Origin of the sequence: Lysinibacillus sp. UBA6686 (genome assembly GCF_002455205.1) — a bacterium.
Taxonomy (GTDB): domain Bacteria; phylum Bacillota; class Bacilli; order Bacillales_A; family Planococcaceae; genus Lysinibacillus; species Lysinibacillus pakistanensis.
In genome coordinates this window covers 8871-25918 of record NZ_DKJS01000001.1, presented here as the reverse complement: position 1 = coordinate 25918, position 17048 = coordinate 8871, and the positions used below count along the sequence as shown (strand labels likewise).

Sequence of the window (17048 nt, the reverse complement as noted above, 5' to 3'; positions counted from 1 at the left end):
CATTAATAAGCAACCTTTTTAAAATATCGATACACTTTGTCAAGCTTTTGCTGTTGCTTCCCCTTTTTACTTTCCATATTCCCAAACTCAAAAAATTTCACTTTCTTCATCCCTACAAATTTAAATAATGCTCTTTTCATCAAAATTTTATGGGCATTATTCAACCATAAGAATGGATAATTCGTTGGCCCCTTCATCGTGGACACACAGACAACTGACTTTCCTTTTAAGAGCCCTATAGGAAATAATCCCTTCGTATCCTGATAAGCAAAATTGGAAGCAAATAATTGATCAATATACCCTAGTAGCATTGCTGGAGGTCTCCCCCACCAAATTGGATAGACAAAAACAATTTGATCTGCCCATGTAAGCTGTTGGCGGTACTTTTCCAATTGCGGGTCACGATACATATCCCGCCGACGTTTATGCTCATGAAAAACTAATCGCGGATCGAATTGTTCTTCATATAAATCTAGTATCTGTAATTCTTCTATCGCAGGGTTCTCTCGACACCCTTTTATCACCTCCTGTAAAAAAGCATAATTTAAACTTTTATGGTTTGGGTATGTATAGACAATTAACGTTTTCATCCTACGCCTCCAAATACTTATCATTTGATAATAAAATAATAATCCATTTTATTTTTGTTGTCAAATGATAATTGTTTTAAGACAAGTTATTTGTTATCTTGACAATAAGAGGTGATCCAATTGGATAAAAGCAGTTTATTTCATCAATTCGTGACGTTTACAGCCACTGTCCATCAAGTGACACACGACCTCACTCAAAATGTGACAGTAGCCAATATTACACCGCTTCAATATAAAATTCTCGAATATATTAAAGTAAGCCATCCTGTCACTCCGACTGAAATAAGCGAATGTCAGCATATGTCCCTATCCAACACAAGTCGTGAATTACGAAAATTACAAGAACAAAACCTAATTGAAAAATTTAACGACACAGAGGACCGAAGAAAGCAGTATATTCGCTTGTCCGTTGAAGGAGATAAAATGATGGGAGAAGCCTTCGCATGTATCGAAGAACGCTTTTCACAGCTTATTCAACATGCGACACAGGACGATCTAAAAGATATTCAACATGCCCTAAACGTCCTTGAACAAAAGATTTTTCAACAAAAAGATTAACAATATGCTGCTTCAATAGTTTTTTCCTGAGCCTTTGAAGCAGTGGTGATTGTTTTGCTCTAACTGTTCTATTGTGGTGGAAAACGATCACTCTAAATAGAAATCCGCTCATAAATGAACCGAAAACGCTCATTAATCAGTCTTACTCCCTTCCAGAAACTTCGAAAAAATAATGATAGGCGTATAAGAAAGATAAGTTTCAATATGAAGAGCAGGGTTTCCCCTGTTTATCTAGCAGCATGTGTTTTCCCCCCTTCATAACGTAGAAAACGAATAGTGTGTATAAAAAACGGCTTAAAGAATACCAATATATTCATCATGATTTCGTAACCCATTCGCTTTTTCTTTAATAGTATAAAGATGTATAGAAGGAGGAGACTCAAGTGGAAGTAGTAGTATTTGACAGGAAGTGGATGGAGAAACATCTTGAGACACTTCCATTTTGGCAACAATCAGCCTATAGGGATTTTGCAGCCACGATTGCTGATGAAGCGAATACCTTTCCATGTGTACCAGCAAGGATGGGTTTTTTATCGAACCATCTACGCTATAGTTTTGTTGGGGATCCACGGGAGGAACAATCTATCAGGACGTTAGCTCAATGCTTAAAGGATTACGCGAAATCCTCACAAACATATGGAAAATATACAACCCTCGCTGTTTTCTTTCAAACCCCAAACGATATGCTTAATAGTTTTAAAGTATCGGATTACCAACATTTATTTTGGACCATTTTAAACAATCTAACTAAAATTGATGATATCGATTGGCCAAAAGAAATTCCAACTGATCCAACTCACACTGAATGGGAATTTTGTTTTAACGGTGACCCGTATTTCATCTCGTGTGCAACACCAGCCCACAAATTGCGTAGGAGTCGTCATTTTTCTACGTTGTTAATGGCGATTCAACCTCGCTGGATATTCGAGGAAATTAATGATACTACTGTATTTGGTCAAAAATTAAAAAAACTAATTCGCCAACGTATTGCTGATTATGATGCGGTTCCAGGGCATCCTGACTTAAAATGGTACGGACAAGAGGATAGTTATGAATGGAAGCAATATTTTTTAAGTGATGACAATCGAAGTCCATCTAAATGTCCTTTTTCACGAATGTCACAGAATAATGTACATTAAGCTTCTTTTCTTTGCCTTTTCACAACAATCCAGGTCGCAATACCTATTAGGATGATAAAGAGCAGGCTCACGAAAAAACCGAGTCTGCTTGTTTTTTCCCCCAATGTGCCAGATACCGTTACAACAATGAGTAGCATCCCTAAAGCATTTTTCACATGCTCCCATTTGGATAACTTCATGAGCTTCATATACGTCACTAAAATAAAGAGCCAGTTATAGATCAACATTAAACCCGCTGCTGTAACCAAATATTCAAAGATCTTTTCTGGCATAAGAAAACCAATCACAATTGTTATCACTAATCCACCCGCTAAAAATAAAAATGCAGGAAAAGGGACTTTCATTTTTCCCTTCTTTGCTAATATTTTAGGGGCATCATGATCTTCGGCAAGTGTAATGAGAATCGTAATAACAGCATAGAGCGAAGCTACCATTGTTGAAAAACCTGCAATCATTAAAACGCCATTAAAAATATCGGCCACATAGGGGATATGATAGTCATGAAGCACTGTAATAAAGGGGCTTTCCTCCACATTGAAATCTTTCCAGGAGACTAGGGCTAATGCAAGTGCGATGGCCATTATAAAAATGATTGTAATGACAATGAGCATAATTCTACCCGCTTTTGGTGCCTCTTTAGGATTTTTTAAATCAATGACCATTAACCCCATTACTTCAATGCCTCCATAGGCGTAAAAGGCATACAGTAGTCCAAGCCAAATTCCTTTTATACCTTGTGAGAAAAACTCTTCATAATTCGATTGTAAAGAATCAAGTGTTGCTGATTGTGTACCTTTTAGGATGATCATCACAGCTACGATAATAAACATCATAATTGCTGCGGCCTTTAATGCCCCAAAGATATTTTGAAAGTTTTCAAAGCCCTTCATACCTGTGAGGATAACGACTAACCCTAATGCTGCATAAAGAGACGCAGCCACCCATAATGGCAAAGCAGGGAACCAAAACTTCGTAAAAATACCCAGTGCCATCAATTGGCTCCCCATTATAAGAATCTCAGATATCAAATAAACCCAGCCATTACTAAATCCTGCCCATCTACCAAATGCTTGCTTAGCATAGGTACGAAACGAGCCTTTATCAGGGTTCGCCACAGACATTTTGACAAGTCCATCATACACAATGTAAGTACAAACTGCTGCTACTAAAAAAGGAATTAACACAGCAGGTCCACTTTTATGAATGGCCATACTGGTCCCAAGAAAAAAACCTGTTCCTAGTGTACAACCTATACCGAGAAGAGAAAGCTGCCACCAAGACAATCTCCCTTTACTTGTTTTAGCTGTCATTTTAATCAACCCTTCGTGCTTACTGTCTTACTAATGGCAATGTCATGCAACGAATGCCTCCACCGCCCTTTTCAAGTTCCGTAACTTCGACTTCAAGCAACTTCTTTTTTTGTAGTAGTGGATGCTTCAGTAATTGCTGTTTCGTTGCTTGCTTACTAATTAATAATGTTTCTGGATCAATATTCACAAAGTTAATGTCTGGAATAGTCTTATATTTTTCAAGCCAATATACTTCGAATCCATGTCGTTGTAAAAATTGTTCTACCATGTCAAAATGACTGCTTTGGGCTGTGAACACCTGTACAGAAAAATAACGCACAAAGCTTTTAGCAATCACTAAGTTAACGTTCGCGACATTGCAATTCATATCTAAATGAAGCGTATCATTTCCTTTTGGCAGATCAATTACAGCAATTTCAGAAAATCCTTGTTGAAAAATATAAGATTTCATGCTTTCGATAGCCTCTAATGTTGTTCTCATACCAAGATTAATGAGCACAGCATCCTTATTTAATAGCATCACATCTCCACATTCCAGTGATTGGGCAGGTTGCAGCTTACGCATAAATTGTTCTGGAAACCACTTTGCTAAAAGTGAATGAGCAAGTGGATACTCTGGACGTCTTAACGAGCTACCTGCATTTCCCGGTAACATTTTATTACCAATAACACAGGCCAGATCACGCACAAAATAACGATTAATAAGCTGCTCACTTAACAATTGTTGTTCATTGGCAAGTTCTTTAGCATAATCTATAACCTTTATACCTACATGTTCAAATGCTGCCTTCAGCTCCATATAATTCTCCATTGCTTTTTTATGGCTAACAGTTGCACTCCAGCCTATATTCTCCGCTATTTTTAAATCTGTTACATCAAAAATAGAAGGTTCACAAAGCATAACAACCTTCAGTTCCTCATGCTCCGACCAACAATTCACCTGAAATGAGTCCATCCTATTCTCCCCTTCTTCATAACGATCTCTGTTAGCGTTACCATCGTGATTCAGATTATACAAATACAATGAAAAGAAGGAATTCTAGATTATTTAGATAATTAATACAAAGATAAAAATAATTATAGAAATGAGTGTTACCTTGGAATACTATCAATTTTTAAGACAATATGTAGGACATCAGCCTATTATTTTACCTGGTTCAGCTGTCATCATTCTAAATAACGCAAATGAAGTATTATTGCAAAAAAGATACGAAGGTGGGTGGGGACTTCCAGGTGGTTTAATGGAATTAGGAGAGAGCTTAGAAGATACCGCCAAAAGAGAAGTGTTTGAAGAAACAGGGTTGACTATTACAAATCTACAGTTNNCAGTTCCTAGGTATTTTTTCTGGGCAAGATTATTATGTTAAAATGTCTAACGGGGATGAATTTTACGCCGTTACAGCCGTCTACTATACAAGAAATGTAAAAGGCGATTTAATGATTAATTATCATGAATCAGAGACAATGCAATACTTCTCATTCATAGATTTACCAGATGGCTTAACATCTTCAAATCGGAAGTTTATTGAGAGGTATTTATCGCAAATACTTTAGAGAGAAAACTACCAAGTTTTCTCTCTACTCTAATGCTACGTAAAATACTCTAATTTCGCTTGAGGAAAAAATTTTTGCATATAACCATACAAATGTTCCTTAATATCTTCCTCTTCTTCTTTTTGATAAATGTATTTGCCTATACCGTACTTGCCCCATTTATACCTTCTTACCGTTTCGTCTAACTCTAGCTTCGTCATGGGATAATTTTTTTCAATCACGCGTTTGGCTGGCTTTGTAAAGCGATGCTGAATAAACTCAAACGTTATATCCTCTCGTACATCTTTTGGCAATTCTGCATCCAATCGCTCAAACATATGGTAGTAACCCTCCTGCCATCCATCATGAAGATAAATGGGAGCAACGATAAAGCCAAGCGGGTATCCGGCCCTTGCCACTTTACCAGCTGCCTCTATCCGCTTCACTAATGAAGACGTGCCTGGCTCAAAATGCTTAATGACATAATCGGCATTTACGCTAAATCGGAACCTTGTTTTACCATTATGCTTAGCGTCCAATAGATGATCCACGTAATGGAATTTCGTCACAAATCGTAATTGACCTAACTCACTTTGACCAAAATGCTCAATGGCTCGCTTCAATGAATGTGTAAGATGATCAATTCCTACAATATCGGATGTGCAGGATGCCTCAAATCTTGTGATGTCAGGGGCTCGTTCTGCCATATAATGATTCGCCTGTTCTAAAATTTCATCGACATTCACATAGGTACGAATATAAGGCTTACTGCCCATAGTTGTTTGTAAATAGCAGTAATGACAATGACCCATACAGCCTGTTGCTAATGGAATCGCATATTCTGCTGAGGGTTTTGATGTATCAAATTTTAACGTTTTCCGAATCCCTACAACTAATGTAGATTTAGCTACTCGATACTTTTGAAAGTCGTTGTCACCTGGAAGATTTCTCACTTGATTGTGCGAGGTTGTATAACGAATTTCGATACCCATCTGCTCAAACTTTTCTTTTAGCTCCTGCCCCAGTGGATACTGGAGTGCATCTGGCTCAAAATAAACAAGCTGAGGGATAAATGGCTTAATCATGGTGGTCCCCCCTCAATGAAAATACTGATGATAGGCTTGCTCAGCCGCCATCTCGCTCGAAAAAATCAATAGGTCATTTGTTATTGGATAATATGTTTCAAATAAAAAAAGGGCTAGCTGCTCTGGTTGTTCTGGATGATAAACCACCGCAGCTTCCTGTATATTCGCTACATCCTGAATATGAGGATTGCGATAAAAAATGTAAACGATATCACCGACATTGTATTGTTGCTGCATCTCTTCACCTGCCTCCATCTTTCCATTAGTTTGGTGAAAATATATGAAAATTATGTTTATCTAAAAAAATTCTTTTCACAATTTTAGCTTCTGAAAAACGCGAAAAAACGGGCCTCTATTGTAGCCCGCTTTTTAAAATTTATTTCGATAAATCAATTTTTTTATTTAATAAATAAATAGTTAGACCACCTACAGTCATGGACATTAATTCCCCTACGCCCACTGTAAACCATGTAGCCCAAAAAGGAAGATCATAAAGGATTGTTAATTGCCCAGCAACCGTAAACATTGATATAGCAAAAATCAATGCGGTTACTACCATTTTTACAATGTCATTTTTCATATGTTTTGTGATGCTTCTACAAAGTATTAACACTAGAAAAGTCGCAATCCCACCAATCGGCACATCTAATATCCATGTTGGCGACATGAAATTAGCGAGTATTACGCCTATCGTCATCGCTGCAACATAGCGCTTATTGTACAATGCCAGATAATTAAACATCTCTGACAATCGTAGCTGGACAGCGCCAAAGCTAATGACTGACAATAAAACAGTTACAGCAACATATAAAGCTGCAACAAGGGCCGTCTTTGTAAGTTCACTTACAGAAATACGGCTAGACTCTTTTACAATAGATGTATTCAATTTTATTCTCCTTTGTAAAATAGCATATGCGCTATTTTAGTAATAACTACGACCAAAGGAAGAGAGCTTTTCGCCCTATCTGAAGTGCCGCAGTGTAAGCCATTTTTTGCTTACCTGCGTATTATAGCAGAAGAATATCTTATTGAACAATGCTATTTTGTCAGCCAGCCACCATCAATTGGCATAACAGTTCCATGAATATAATCAGCTGCAGAACTTGCCAAGAAGAGTGTTAAATTCGCTACTTCGTGCGGTTGTGCCCAGCGACCAGCAGGCGTTTCATCGGCTACCCATTTGGCCATTTCCCCTTCCCCTTCAAAATCGGCCTTAGTCATGGGTGTTTGGATGGCACCCGGTGCTATAGCATTAGCACGAATGCCTTCACGACAATAATCTAAGTCTAACTGCTTCGTATAGCCAACAATGGCATGCTTAGAAGCTGTATAAGCTGCACCTCCACCACCTGCAACTAGTCCAGCAATCGATGCCATATTAATAATAACACCAGACTTTCTTTCTACCATGTGGGGAAGAATTATATTCGTCACGAAATAAGTTCCCTTTAAATTGGTATCCATAACAGCATCCCAAAGCGTTTCATCTGTATCCAGTGTTTTGGCAAAGCCATCCAAAACACCTGCCGTATTACATAAAATATCGATTTGCTTAAATAGTGATATTGCATTAAAAAACGACTGTTCAACATCCTTTTTAATACTTACACTGCCTAAACAATAAGAAAATTGCCCAGGAAATTGCTTTTGTAAGTAGATTAAACCAGCCTCGTCCAAGTCAAACCCAAATACATTTGCGCCATTTTCTAAAAAAGCAATGGCCTGTGCCTGACCAATTCCTGAAGCAGCACCCGTAATAAAAACTGTCTTTCCCTGATACTCTTCAAATTTCATACCATCTCTCCTCAAAACAAAAGAAGCCACCTCTATTGAGATGGTCTCCTTTATTTAATCAACAATGATCCAATCTTCAGCTAATAAATCACAAACTGTCGGTGTAAACATTGTATAGCCTTCACCCCGTACATTAATTAAAAAATAAGGATTTAAAGTCTCGCCTTCATGCTCTTCTTTGCCAACTAGCTTTACATACAATTCTGCACCGCCCCAGCCCTTACGGATTACTTTTTCTCCTGCTTTTAAGCGTGGTAATATTTCTTCAAACGTCATGCCATTCATCCTTTTTCAACATTCTTTATCGAACTAGTATACTGGAATTCTCAAATCTTGACAACAGAATAACATGCTGCTAAATATTTTTATAAGGCATCAGGTAATTGATGCATATACATATCTAATGCATTTGTATGTGCATTTAAAGTAGCCATTGTGTTTTTATTGGGTGCTGTGTAGATAATAGGATAATCTTTTTCTCCTAGCTTCTCGTTTATTGAAAAGGCGAGTATTTCCTCATTTACAGAGAATTCAGCCTGAACACCCGGTTTATTGCCACGAGCATCTAAACGAATCCAACGATTTAAAGACTTGAGATAAACCCCATTTAAGGCATGGAGACAATAACCTTCCTCTGGGGTATGAAAGAGCATTAACCGCTGATAACAAAAACCAGTTGGAATTCCTGCCCCCCTTAATAGCCCAGCTAATAAATTAGCCTTTGCGTAACAGATTCCCTCACCATATGTTAGAACTTCTGAAGCTTTACAAGTAATATTTGTACTTTGAATGTCCCACGAGTGAGATATTTTATCTCTAACAAATAGAAAAGCAGCCTTCACCTTTTCTATTTCTGAAGATTGGTTCTCAAAAATCTCACCAATTTTTTGATAAATAATTGGATGATGATAATCCACAACATCCAGTTCTTGCAAATATTCGTTAAAATCCGTAGCTTCAGGAATTAGCTTCATAAAAAATCTAATCCTCCTTTTAGTATAATTATAACCAAAATTGAATATTAATACAAACATATTAATTATATTACTGCTGTTCAAAACAAAAAAACGCCTTTAAATTAAGACGTTTTTATGCAATGTATTCTTAACCCCAATACTTCTTCATCTGTACCTGCTCTGTTGTCACTTCAAGTCCATTTTTAATGAGAAAATCCGTTGCGGGGTTGCTTGCTAAAAAATTCACTGTTGTGATTTTTACCTTTTCATCCGTTATGGTCGATAGGAAGTATGGTATATCTTCCACCTTACCATTTTCTAATAGCTCTAACTGGTATAGAATAATTCTGTCAATTGCTCCCTCCTGATTCCATACCGTTCTATATAATAGATAACCGATAGCTTCCTGGTCGTCATTATAAAAAACTTTCGCTTCCCCTTGTTTATTGCTTTGCCAGCTACATTGCCATGGAACATCTTCCCGATAAACGGGTAAATGCGCAAGCTGCTCTGGTCTTATCGTGTTGGCCTGAAATGACCTTTGCTTGTCAACTTTCGCCTCAAAATCTCCACTTAAAAAGAGTAGGTTATTTGTAATGACATAGCCAAATTTCTTATATAGAGCAATGGCTACTTCATTCTCTTTAATAGCCTCAAGAGTTGCTATTTCAACTTGCTCTCTTTCATAAATGGCTATAGTTTCTTCCATTAAAGCTCGAGAGACACCCTTTCCACGATAATTCGGAGAGACGCCTGTTCCTCCATTCCAAGAAGTTTTCTTGCCATCAATTTGTCTAAAACCATTCATCACAATGCCAACTGGTTCATCATTTGCAAATGCAACAATCGACAGCTTTGACGATAGTCCTTCTCCCACAAGTCGAGTTAAAAACATCTCTTCGCTCATATCAATCTCGACAAAATACCCTTCAAATCCTTTATTCCAAGCATGTAGTCCTTGTTCTAATGTACATTGTGATAGTGTTTTGATAGTCATATTGTCCCTCATTTCAATGTAAAATTACTGGTAATTAAGTTGAGCTAAATTCTTCAAAGTCAGTTTTTTGACAATTTCATAGCCATTTCCAGCACCAAGTGGCTTCACAACAACCATCCCCATATTTGAAATATGGCCTAACCCTATACCTTCTGGAAAGCTATGGGCAATAATCACTTGATTCATTCGATATGGAGGCTTCTTTTCTAATACAGCCTGTAAGTTTGACAGTATTCTCGTCTGCTCATTTGGAGGGATTTTTCCATCTAAAGAATAGATATCAAACCAAAATGGGTCAATTTGTATATATGTTGTTGGAAATGCAAGCTGTGCCGTCTCAATTGTACGGCAAAACGGACTTGCGATAATCGGTGGTGCAACCGGGATTTGCCAATACCTCAGTAGTTGTCCAAAATATATTGCCTCCCTCTGCCCTTCCTCAGATAAATTTCTCTGACTCATACAATCTTGAAAACATAAATTTTGCTGATCTATACCGACCGTCGCTTCTCCATGTCGTGCATATAAAATGAATCCACCCTTTCTCCATAAATCAAGATCTGATATATTCAATTTTCTTTCCTCCTAATAATACCATTTAGCTTCATAGTAATATATGAATCAGTTGTCAGAAACGATTACTACATAGCCAAAAAAGCTTCCTACAATTTATATAGGAAGCTTGGGTGTTTATTTTATTGGAATATTTACAATGGCTGTTGTCTCTAAATGTTTGGATGAATCAATCGAAATTTGCCCGTTATATTTATGGACTATTTCATTAACAATAAATAAGCCCTGCCCTCTTATTTTCCCATTTTCTTGTTTTTTAGTGGAAAATCCTTGCTTAAATATTTGACAAGCATCTAAAATATTTGGCCCGGTATTGGTAACTTTAAATTCATAAGACAAATCATCTGCATGACAACAAATGGTTATTCTCCGTTGCCCCTCTGGTAATTCGGTTGCCGCATCAATGGCATTATCAATTAAGTTTGATAAAATTTTAATTAAATCCGTGGTCTTTATTTTATGAAAGTCATTCTGTGAGATGGTGAAATCCATATCAATATTATGGTTTTGCGCTGTTAATTTTTTCGTTTGCAATAAAATTGATAAGCCAGGATGATTAATATTTAACTTCAGTGACTTAATCGCCTGCACCTCTTTCGACAATGAGGATAAATATTGTTTAGCCTGTTCAGGTTTATCTAGCTGAAGTAGTCCATGCAATACTTGTATATGATTGGTAAAATCGTGTCTTAGAGAGGAGACAGAGGTAATTAAGGTCTTTATTTCAGCTTGATAGGTATCCTCAGTAGCTCCAACCTCTTTGGCAACCTCTTTTTGATACCATCTTTGTAAAAATAAAAATGAACCAATGACGATTAAAATTAATACGCCATTAAAAATAAAGATAAAGAGATTGTCCTCAATTACTTTTCCTTTAATACCATTCAGTGTATCTGCACTTATATCAATGCCAAGATAGGCGATGATAGTACCAGTTTTATCTCTAATTGGTGCCCCAACTGAAAGGTAAGAACCATGTACAGAATCTGGTATTACCTCTGTTACAAATGTTTCTCCCTTATAAGCCCGTTGTACTTGCCGTTCAGGAACCGTACAGACTTCCCCTATATCAAAGCCTTCTGTTATTTCGCTAGGCATCCCCATAATCATGGCATGTGAGACCTTAGGATTATCTACCTTTAAGGTATAAACAAATAAGGCTCCAAGTTTAATTCTCGCATCATTTAAATAGCTTCGTAATTCCCAATAATAATCGTTCTTTTCTGGGTTATTTATAAATTGTTGGTACGCATCCACGTCAATAGAAGATGCAATCGAAATAGCAGCTTCAAGACTTTGGTTCGCAATAGATTCTTCCACCGTTTTTTTCATCTTAATATAAGATGTAAAGATATTTAAACTCGTAAACAGTAGTAATAAAATAGTTGATAGGATTAGGATTAGTTTTAATTTTCGGTTTTTCATACTAAGTGGTACTTCCTCATCTCTAGAAATGAATAATGACATGATGTAGCTGGAGCAAGTTTTTTGATAGCGGCTAATGTCAACAGAAACAAATATGTAAATAGTCGTAATCATTATACTATAATAAACTACTTCTTATTGTTTGTTGTTTTTCCTTTAGAGTAATATAGTCTTGTTTATCCTACTTTATCAAAATCATAAAAGCAATTTTTATTTTTAGTGCAGAGCAAAGTAAAAAAAGAGAGTAGCATGGAAGCTACCTCCTTTTTCGAAAGCATGTATGATTTTTACACACAGCTCAACTTTTTTAATTTGTATAGATGATGCCCTTTATCTCTTTTGGAAGCATTAGTGCCCCCTCCAAGTATTCTTTAAATGAAAATGCTGTTGGCTGCGCATTCCCGCCGATTCCAACAAGAATCTCTAATGTTTTCGGTTGATAAATAATCGTATGTAATGTGCCAAAGTATTCCTGATAATTATGATAAAATAATGGTGAATTTTCAGCGTTAAAATGTTGATAGAGAGCTGTTGTCGTGAGTTCTTCCTTCAGTAGTTTTGTTAAAAATTGTTTTCTATGAATAGAGCCTTCTATCCTTTTCTTATTTTTTTCTATTAAATGTATAGACTCAAAATGATTTGTACAAATGAAAGAATTTTCCCGCTTAATCACTTGCTTCTGGGGAGAGGCTTCGACTACAATGGCTCTCCCACTACAATCTGTCATAGAATAATTATAGCAGTAACCATGTGGAATTTCCTTTATTAACATACATGCCTCTTCGATTGTTTTACATTGCTCTAATAGTATACGAATAATTGTAGAGGCAATAAAGCCTTCTTCGGAATGCTCATGATTAACAAAATGCAGCCCAACTACTAACCCGTATTCATTCATCCCATCCAGTCTACCAATAATTTGCTGACTGAACCCGATACTTGCATAACCATTCTCTGGGTTAGAGAAAACAAGCCTAGAATCGTACAAAGCTGGACTGAAATCATAATTACGGACATACATCCCATCACGCATAAATGCTGTGCAGCCCATCTCTGGAAAAGTAATAGAGTAGCCACTGTACAATCTAAGCACAGTGTCTAACGATAGAGCTGTACCAGCACTCAAGCCCTCCATTTCATTGATGAGCTGTGGACAATGTTTCTGTAAAAGTTGTTTCGCTATTTGAGTATTAGTAGACCTGGTTAAGTGCAATAAAGCATCTTTTTGCATTTGCAATAAAGATAATAGCCCTTTGCCTTGCTGTAAACCCATTTGGTAGTAGCTACCTTTCACATCTTCAACTTTGACGACTAACTCTTCATAACCTGACATGTTCATTTTCTCTCCCTTATCAACTCATTTTTCGATATTATAAAGCTTCAAGTAAATAGAAGGTCAAGAAAATGTTATATGGAACCAAAGAAAAGGACTAGGTACAGCCAGCTATACCTAGTCCTATTTTTTTCTTTGACGAGATGTTCTAGTTTTATCCTGCACATTTAAAAATGCTGGACGTTTACCATAGCCTTTAGGAGATAATCTCACTAAAGATTTTTTCATATCCTGCCAATTTAAATCTGCTCCTACATTTAAGTATGGAATTCCAAAAACTCGCAAATTTGCCGTAAATAGAAGAATGAAAAAAATTGCTATAAAGAAGCCATACAAGCCGAAAAATGCTGATGCTACTATAATGATAATGCGAAATATACTCATTGCCGTGACAAAGGATTGATTGACAAGCGTATAGGCTGCGATACTCGAAATAGCAATCACAACTATCATTGGAGGACTTGTAATACCAGCTTTAATCGCTGCATCTCCAATGATTAAACCTCCAACGACACTCATGGACCCACTAATGATACTAGGAAGACGCATATTGGCCTCACGGAACATTTCAAACATAAATACCATTAGTAGTATTTCTAGAATCGTAGGAAATGGAAGCCCTGTCCTTGATTGTACAACTGTTGCTAAAAGAATCAACGGTAATTGATTTTGATGATAAGTCGTAAGTGCTAGCCAAAAGCCTGGTAAAAGCACGCTAATTAATATACCCACAATACGGAGCAATCTTTCCATAGAACTTACAATTATCGGATAATAATAATCCTCACCTGATTTAAATACTAGCAGCACGTTAGCGGGTGTTATAATAGCATAAGTGACACCATCCACCATTATCACAATTCGACCATCGATTAAGGCCTGAACAGCAAAATCAGGACGCCCTGTATAATCATGTCTAGGAAGAATTTTTGCACTTTGCTCAATTCGTTCCATTAAAATATCTCCACTAAACACAATATCCGTATCTACTTTTTTAAGATGTACTTTGATGTCCTCTAGCATTTTTTTATTAACAATATCATCCATATAAAGGATTGCTACAGTTGTTTTAGAACGTTTGCCGATTTCATATGTTTCAACACTTAACGAATTTGTAGGTAATCGTTTTCGTAATAAAGCAATATTAATATCGATATCCTCAATAAAATCGTCTCTTGGACCCTTTATAACCAATTCAAGGGCTGTTTCTCTAGGCTCTCGATTTGGCTTTTTAGGAATATAACTTGTAAATAATAATTGTTCGTCTTCAAAGTACAGCAGCACATGTCCCTTATAGAGTTTTGTAATGGCTTCCTCTTTTTCTGAGATTTTTTTTAAATGTGGAACGTGTAGATAATTTAAAATATCTTCCTCTAATAATTTATCAGAAGTATTTTCAAACATCGATTGGAGCCCTCGAACAATAACGGTTTGTAGTAGCTGTTCATTGATCATTGCATCACAATGAATAACATGTACCGTATGCTGCTGCATTATATACCTTTGAAAAATCACATCAGCAGAGCGTTGAAATAGTGCCTTCAAAGTTTGCAAATTTACGATTTGTTCCATTTGAATATTCCTCATCTCCTACTGAGTCAGCTCCAGATTCGTACATGCATCCATATACTTACACAATATTTTCCCCATGCTTGTTTAAAATATTCAGGTTTTATAGATAAGATACTTTAGATAAATTAAAACTTTGCTTCAGCCAATCATTCTCTTTAAATTCGCCATTTCGATAGCAGACATTGCGGAATCATAGCCTTTATTACCTGATTTTGTACCCGCACGCTCAATAGCTTGTTCAATATTTTCAGTTGTCACAATGCCAAAAATGACAGGTACATCTGTTGTTAATGATACGTTGGCGATCCCTTTTGCTGATTCATTGCATACATAGTCATAATGTGTTGTTGAGCCACGAATCACTGTTCCTAAACCAATGATAGCATCATATTTCTTTGTTTCCGCAAGCTGTTTTGCAATAAACGGAACCTCAAATGCACCAGGAACCCATGCTACATCAATAAAGTTCTCATCTACACCGTGACGCTTTAAACCATCGAGGGCTCCGTCTAATAATTTACTTGTTATAAATTCATTGAATCGACCTACTACGATAGCAATTTTTAAGTCTGTACCAATTAATTGCGCTTCAAAAGTTTTACCCATTTCTAAATTCTCCTTTTTAAATTGTCATTTTGAGATTTTGCTGGCGATATAACGCCAATTCTTCAATTGAAATTATTTTTAGCTGATGATGCCCTGCATAGTTGACTAGTTCATTGAAGCGTAGCATTTTTCCTTCGTCCCCCATAATTTCACAAATAATGCCTGCGGGGATACTGTGGCAAAGCTTAGCTAAATCAATGGTTGCTTCAGTGTGACCCCTCCGCTCTAACACACCATTATCCTTTGCGATTAGCGGAAATACATGGCCTGGCCTACGAAAATCGTTTGCCTTCGCTTGTGGTTGAATCATTTTTTTAATTGTCATTGCACGTTCAAAGGCGCTAATTCCTGTCGATGTATCCATATAGTCGATACTAACGGTAAATGCTGTCTGGTGATTGTCTGTATTATTACTTACCATCGGCTGTAAGGCTAATTTTTGTGCGAGCTGCTGTGTAATTGGTGTGCAAATAAGTCCTCTTCCATATGTCGCCATAAAGTTTATCGTATCAGGTGTCATATACTCTGCTAAAGCCAATAAATCTCCTTCATTTTCTCGATCCTCATCGTCTACTACAATAATCATCTTGCCTTGTTTTAAATCCTCTATTGCTTCTTCAATTGTATGCAGCAATATTGGCACCTCCTCACTTTTTGTTAAAATCCGTTTTGTGCTAAAAAGTCTCTCGTAATAGTCGGAGATTCCTGACTATGCTTTAGCTGGTGCAAAATGTATTTTCCAACTAAATCCGTTTCAATATTCACTAGAGCGCCAATTTTCTTCATACCTAAAATAGTTTCTTTATACGTGTGTGGTATCAGTGATACTGTGACACTTTTTTGCTCGACGTGAAAAAGCGTTAAGCTCGTACCATCAATCGTAATGGAGCCTTTTGGGATACAATAGTTTGTTAAATCATCGGATAGCTCAATATCGATATAAACTGCGTTTGCTAATGGTCGTTTACATACTATTTTCCCTACTCCATCCACATGCCCTGCTACAAAATGGCCACCAAATCGTCCATTTGCAGGCATGGCACGCTCTAAGTTAACGGGGTCTCCTACAGCAAGCTGCTGCAAATTCGTTGCCTTCACCGTTTCTGGCATGACATCCATCGTTAGCTCTTGATCAGTAAAATTTGTCACTGTTAAACAGACACCATTGACCGCTATACTGTCTCCGAGCTTTGCATCCTCTACCATTTTTGCTGAAAGGATCGTTATTTTCATACTTTGCTGATCTTTTTGCAAGGTTTTTACTGTGCCAATATCCTCAATAATCCCTGTAAACATTTTTCCACCTACTTTCTTTCTACGTGTTAAAGGCTCTATCCATCGGTTTTGGGATTCTATCCATCAGTTTTTGAGGTCAATCCTTCGCTTTTCTAATGCTATCAATCACTTTAAGCGTTCTATCCCAATTAAAGAAAAAACCCCTTCGCTTGAAAGGGGTTTGGGAGTTCATATAAATAAGACGTCAGCAAATAAACCTTATGAAATTCTATTTTTTTCCATAGGTCGTCATCTCATCGTTCTTCTCCCATCCAGACTATCACTGTCGGTTTTGGATTTGC

Annotated in this window: 20 protein-coding genes and 1 pseudogene; 4 read left to right on the top strand and 17 right to left on the bottom strand. The window is 36.9% G+C overall.

Annotated features, from left to right (window positions below; genetic code table 11):
* Positions 1–2 precede the first annotated feature (2 nt).
* A complete protein-coding gene (locus B2R82_RS00145) occupies positions 3–590 on the bottom strand; it encodes an NAD(P)H-dependent oxidoreductase (RefSeq protein ID WP_286922941.1) in 588 nt (195 codons plus the stop codon).
* 120 nt (positions 591–710) lie between these two features.
* Here B2R82_RS00145 and B2R82_RS00140 point away from each other — a divergent pair, with 120 nt between their 5' ends.
* Together B2R82_RS00140 and B2R82_RS00135 are read left to right on the top strand one after the other, a co-directional pair.
* Positions 711–1148: a MarR family winged helix-turn-helix transcriptional regulator gene (locus tag B2R82_RS00140; RefSeq protein ID WP_286922940.1), complete on the top strand. Its 438-nt coding sequence runs from the start codon at positions 711–713 to the stop codon at positions 1146–1148.
* Positions 1149–1531: 383 nt separating this feature from the next.
* Positions 1532–2287, top strand: a complete 756-nt coding sequence (locus B2R82_RS00135; protein WP_286922939.1) for a YqcI/YcgG family protein — start codon at positions 1532–1534, stop codon at positions 2285–2287.
* Here the strand turns inward: B2R82_RS00135 and B2R82_RS00130 are convergent.
* Both B2R82_RS00130 and B2R82_RS00125 read right to left on the bottom strand, forming a co-directional pair.
* The gene (locus B2R82_RS00130; RefSeq protein ID WP_286922938.1) at positions 2284–3597 is read right to left on the bottom strand and encodes an amino acid permease; all 1314 of its coding nucleotides are present in this window, start codon (positions 3595–3597) and stop codon (positions 2284–2286) included. The genes B2R82_RS00135 and B2R82_RS00130 overlap by 4 nt on opposite strands.
* A 19-nt stretch (positions 3598–3616) precedes the next feature.
* Complete coding sequence (locus B2R82_RS00125; protein ID WP_286922937.1) at positions 3617–4552, bottom strand: arginine deiminase family protein; 936 nt, start codon at positions 4550–4552, stop codon at positions 3617–3619.
* Positions 4553–4682: 130 nt separating this feature from the next.
* Here B2R82_RS00125 and B2R82_RS24010 point away from each other — a divergent pair, with 130 nt between their 5' ends.
* Both B2R82_RS24010 and B2R82_RS24005 read left to right on the top strand, forming a co-directional pair.
* Positions 4683–4964 (top strand): NUDIX domain-containing protein, encoded by a 282-nt coding sequence (locus B2R82_RS24010; RefSeq protein ID WP_422655553.1) that lies wholly within the window; start codon positions 4683–4685, stop codon positions 4962–4964.
* Between the two features lies 1 nt (position 4965).
* On the top strand, positions 4966–5151 hold the full coding sequence (locus tag B2R82_RS24005; RefSeq protein WP_349680267.1) for a hypothetical protein: 186 nt from the start codon (positions 4966–4968) through the stop codon (positions 5149–5151).
* A gap of 35 nt (positions 5152–5186) precedes the next feature.
* On the opposite strand, the gene splB is transcribed toward B2R82_RS24005, so the two are convergent.
* The 14 genes and pseudogenes from splB to ribE (B2R82_RS00050) form a co-directional block, all read right to left on the bottom strand.
* Positions 5187–6215: a spore photoproduct lyase gene (splB, locus tag B2R82_RS00115; protein ID WP_286922936.1), complete on the bottom strand. Its 1029-nt coding sequence runs from the start codon at positions 6213–6215 to the stop codon at positions 5187–5189.
* Positions 6216–6227: 12 nt separating this feature from the next.
* Positions 6228–6452, bottom strand: a complete 225-nt coding sequence (locus B2R82_RS00110; RefSeq protein WP_286922935.1) for a transcriptional regulator SplA domain-containing protein — start codon at positions 6450–6452, stop codon at positions 6228–6230.
* 139 nt (positions 6453–6591) lie between these two features.
* Complete coding sequence (locus B2R82_RS00105) at positions 6592–7101, bottom strand: QueT transporter family protein (RefSeq protein WP_286922934.1); 510 nt, start codon at positions 7099–7101, stop codon at positions 6592–6594.
* 152 nt (positions 7102–7253) lie between these two features.
* Entirely contained in the window at positions 7254–8009 is a 756-nt protein-coding gene (locus tag B2R82_RS00100; protein WP_286922933.1) for a 3-oxoacyl-ACP reductase, read from the bottom strand.
* Between the two features lie 54 nt (positions 8010–8063).
* Positions 8064–8285, bottom strand: a complete 222-nt coding sequence (locus B2R82_RS00095; protein ID WP_283871584.1) for a DUF2829 domain-containing protein — start codon at positions 8283–8285, stop codon at positions 8064–8066.
* An 89-nt stretch (positions 8286–8374) separates the two neighbouring features.
* Entirely contained in the window at positions 8375–8983 is a 609-nt protein-coding gene (locus tag B2R82_RS00090; RefSeq protein ID WP_286922932.1) for a transglutaminase-like domain-containing protein, read from the bottom strand.
* A gap of 130 nt (positions 8984–9113) precedes the next feature.
* Positions 9114–9962, bottom strand: coding sequence for a GNAT family N-acetyltransferase (locus B2R82_RS00085; protein ID WP_286922931.1), 849 nt, complete (start codon positions 9960–9962; stop codon positions 9114–9116).
* A 24-nt stretch (positions 9963–9986) separates the two neighbouring features.
* The gene (locus tag B2R82_RS00080) at positions 9987–10535 is read right to left on the bottom strand and encodes a histidine phosphatase family protein (RefSeq protein WP_286922930.1); all 549 of its coding nucleotides are present in this window, start codon (positions 10533–10535) and stop codon (positions 9987–9989) included.
* A 117-nt stretch (positions 10536–10652) separates the two neighbouring features.
* Entirely contained in the window at positions 10653–11960 is a 1308-nt protein-coding gene (locus B2R82_RS00075; protein WP_286922929.1) for a GHKL domain-containing protein, read from the bottom strand.
* A 307-nt stretch (positions 11961–12267) separates the two neighbouring features.
* Complete coding sequence (locus tag B2R82_RS00070) at positions 12268–13293, bottom strand: C45 family autoproteolytic acyltransferase/hydolase (protein ID WP_286922928.1); 1026 nt, start codon at positions 13291–13293, stop codon at positions 12268–12270.
* A 123-nt stretch (positions 13294–13416) separates the two neighbouring features.
* Positions 13417–14865: a spore germination protein gene (locus tag B2R82_RS00065; protein ID WP_286922927.1), complete on the bottom strand. Its 1449-nt coding sequence runs from the start codon at positions 14863–14865 to the stop codon at positions 13417–13419.
* 138 nt (positions 14866–15003) lie between these two features.
* On the bottom strand, positions 15004–15471 hold the full coding sequence (ribE, locus tag B2R82_RS00060) for a 6,7-dimethyl-8-ribityllumazine synthase (protein ID WP_286922926.1): 468 nt from the start codon (positions 15469–15471) through the stop codon (positions 15004–15006).
* Positions 15472–15505: 34 nt separating this feature from the next.
* Positions 15506–16105: pseudogene (gene ribB / locus B2R82_RS00055) on the bottom strand (3,4-dihydroxy-2-butanone-4-phosphate synthase); the annotation flags it as partial.
* A 23-nt stretch (positions 16106–16128) separates the two neighbouring features.
* Positions 16129–16767: a riboflavin synthase gene (gene ribE / locus B2R82_RS00050; RefSeq protein WP_286922925.1), complete on the bottom strand. Its 639-nt coding sequence runs from the start codon at positions 16765–16767 to the stop codon at positions 16129–16131.
* Positions 16768–17048: the final 281 nt, after the last annotated feature.

What these genes read in the sequence shown, in the direction of transcription:
- B2R82_RS00145 (WP_286922941.1), bottom strand. Translation starts at nt 590, where the DNA reads ATGAAAACGTTAATTGTCTATACATACCCAAACCATAAAAGTTTAAAT.
- B2R82_RS00130 (WP_286922938.1), bottom strand. Translation starts at nt 3,597, where the DNA reads ATGACAGCTAAAACAAGTAAAGGGAGATTGTCTTGGTGGCAGCTTTCT.
- B2R82_RS00125 (WP_286922937.1), bottom strand. Translation starts at nt 4,552, where the DNA reads ATGGACTCATTTCAGGTGAATTGTTGGTCGGAGCATGAGGAACTGAAG.
- B2R82_RS24005 (WP_349680267.1), top strand. Translation starts at nt 4,966, where the DNA reads ATGTCTAACGGGGATGAATTTTACGCCGTTACAGCCGTCTACTATACA.
- splB (WP_286922936.1), bottom strand. Translation starts at nt 6,215, where the DNA reads ATGATTAAGCCATTTATCCCTCAGCTTGTTTATTTTGAGCCAGATGCA.
- B2R82_RS00110 (WP_286922935.1), bottom strand. Translation starts at nt 6,452, where the DNA reads ATGCAGCAACAATACAATGTCGGTGATATCGTTTACATTTTTTATCGC.
- B2R82_RS00100 (WP_286922933.1), bottom strand. Translation starts at nt 8,009, where the DNA reads ATGAAATTTGAAGAGTATCAGGGAAAGACAGTTTTTATTACGGGTGCT.
- B2R82_RS00095 (WP_283871584.1), bottom strand. Translation starts at nt 8,285, where the DNA reads ATGACGTTTGAAGAAATATTACCACGCTTAAAAGCAGGAGAAAAAGTA.
- B2R82_RS00090 (WP_286922932.1), bottom strand. Translation starts at nt 8,983, where the DNA reads ATGAAGCTAATTCCTGAAGCTACGGATTTTAACGAATATTTGCAAGAA.
- B2R82_RS00085 (WP_286922931.1), bottom strand. Translation starts at nt 9,962, where the DNA reads ATGACTATCAAAACACTATCACAATGTACATTAGAACAAGGACTACAT.
- B2R82_RS00075 (WP_286922929.1), bottom strand. Translation starts at nt 11,960, where the DNA reads ATGAAAAACCGAAAATTAAAACTAATCCTAATCCTATCAACTATTTTA.
- B2R82_RS00070 (WP_286922928.1), bottom strand. Translation starts at nt 13,293, where the DNA reads ATGTCAGGTTATGAAGAGTTAGTCGTCAAAGTTGAAGATGTGAAAGGT.
- B2R82_RS00065 (WP_286922927.1), bottom strand. Translation starts at nt 14,865, where the DNA reads ATGGAACAAATCGTAAATTTGCAAACTTTGAAGGCACTATTTCAACGC.
- ribE (WP_286922926.1), bottom strand. Translation starts at nt 15,471, where the DNA reads ATGGGTAAAACTTTTGAAGCGCAATTAATTGGTACAGACTTAAAAATT.
- ribE (WP_286922925.1), bottom strand. Translation starts at nt 16,767, where the DNA reads ATGTTTACAGGGATTATTGAGGATATTGGCACAGTAAAAACCTTGCAA.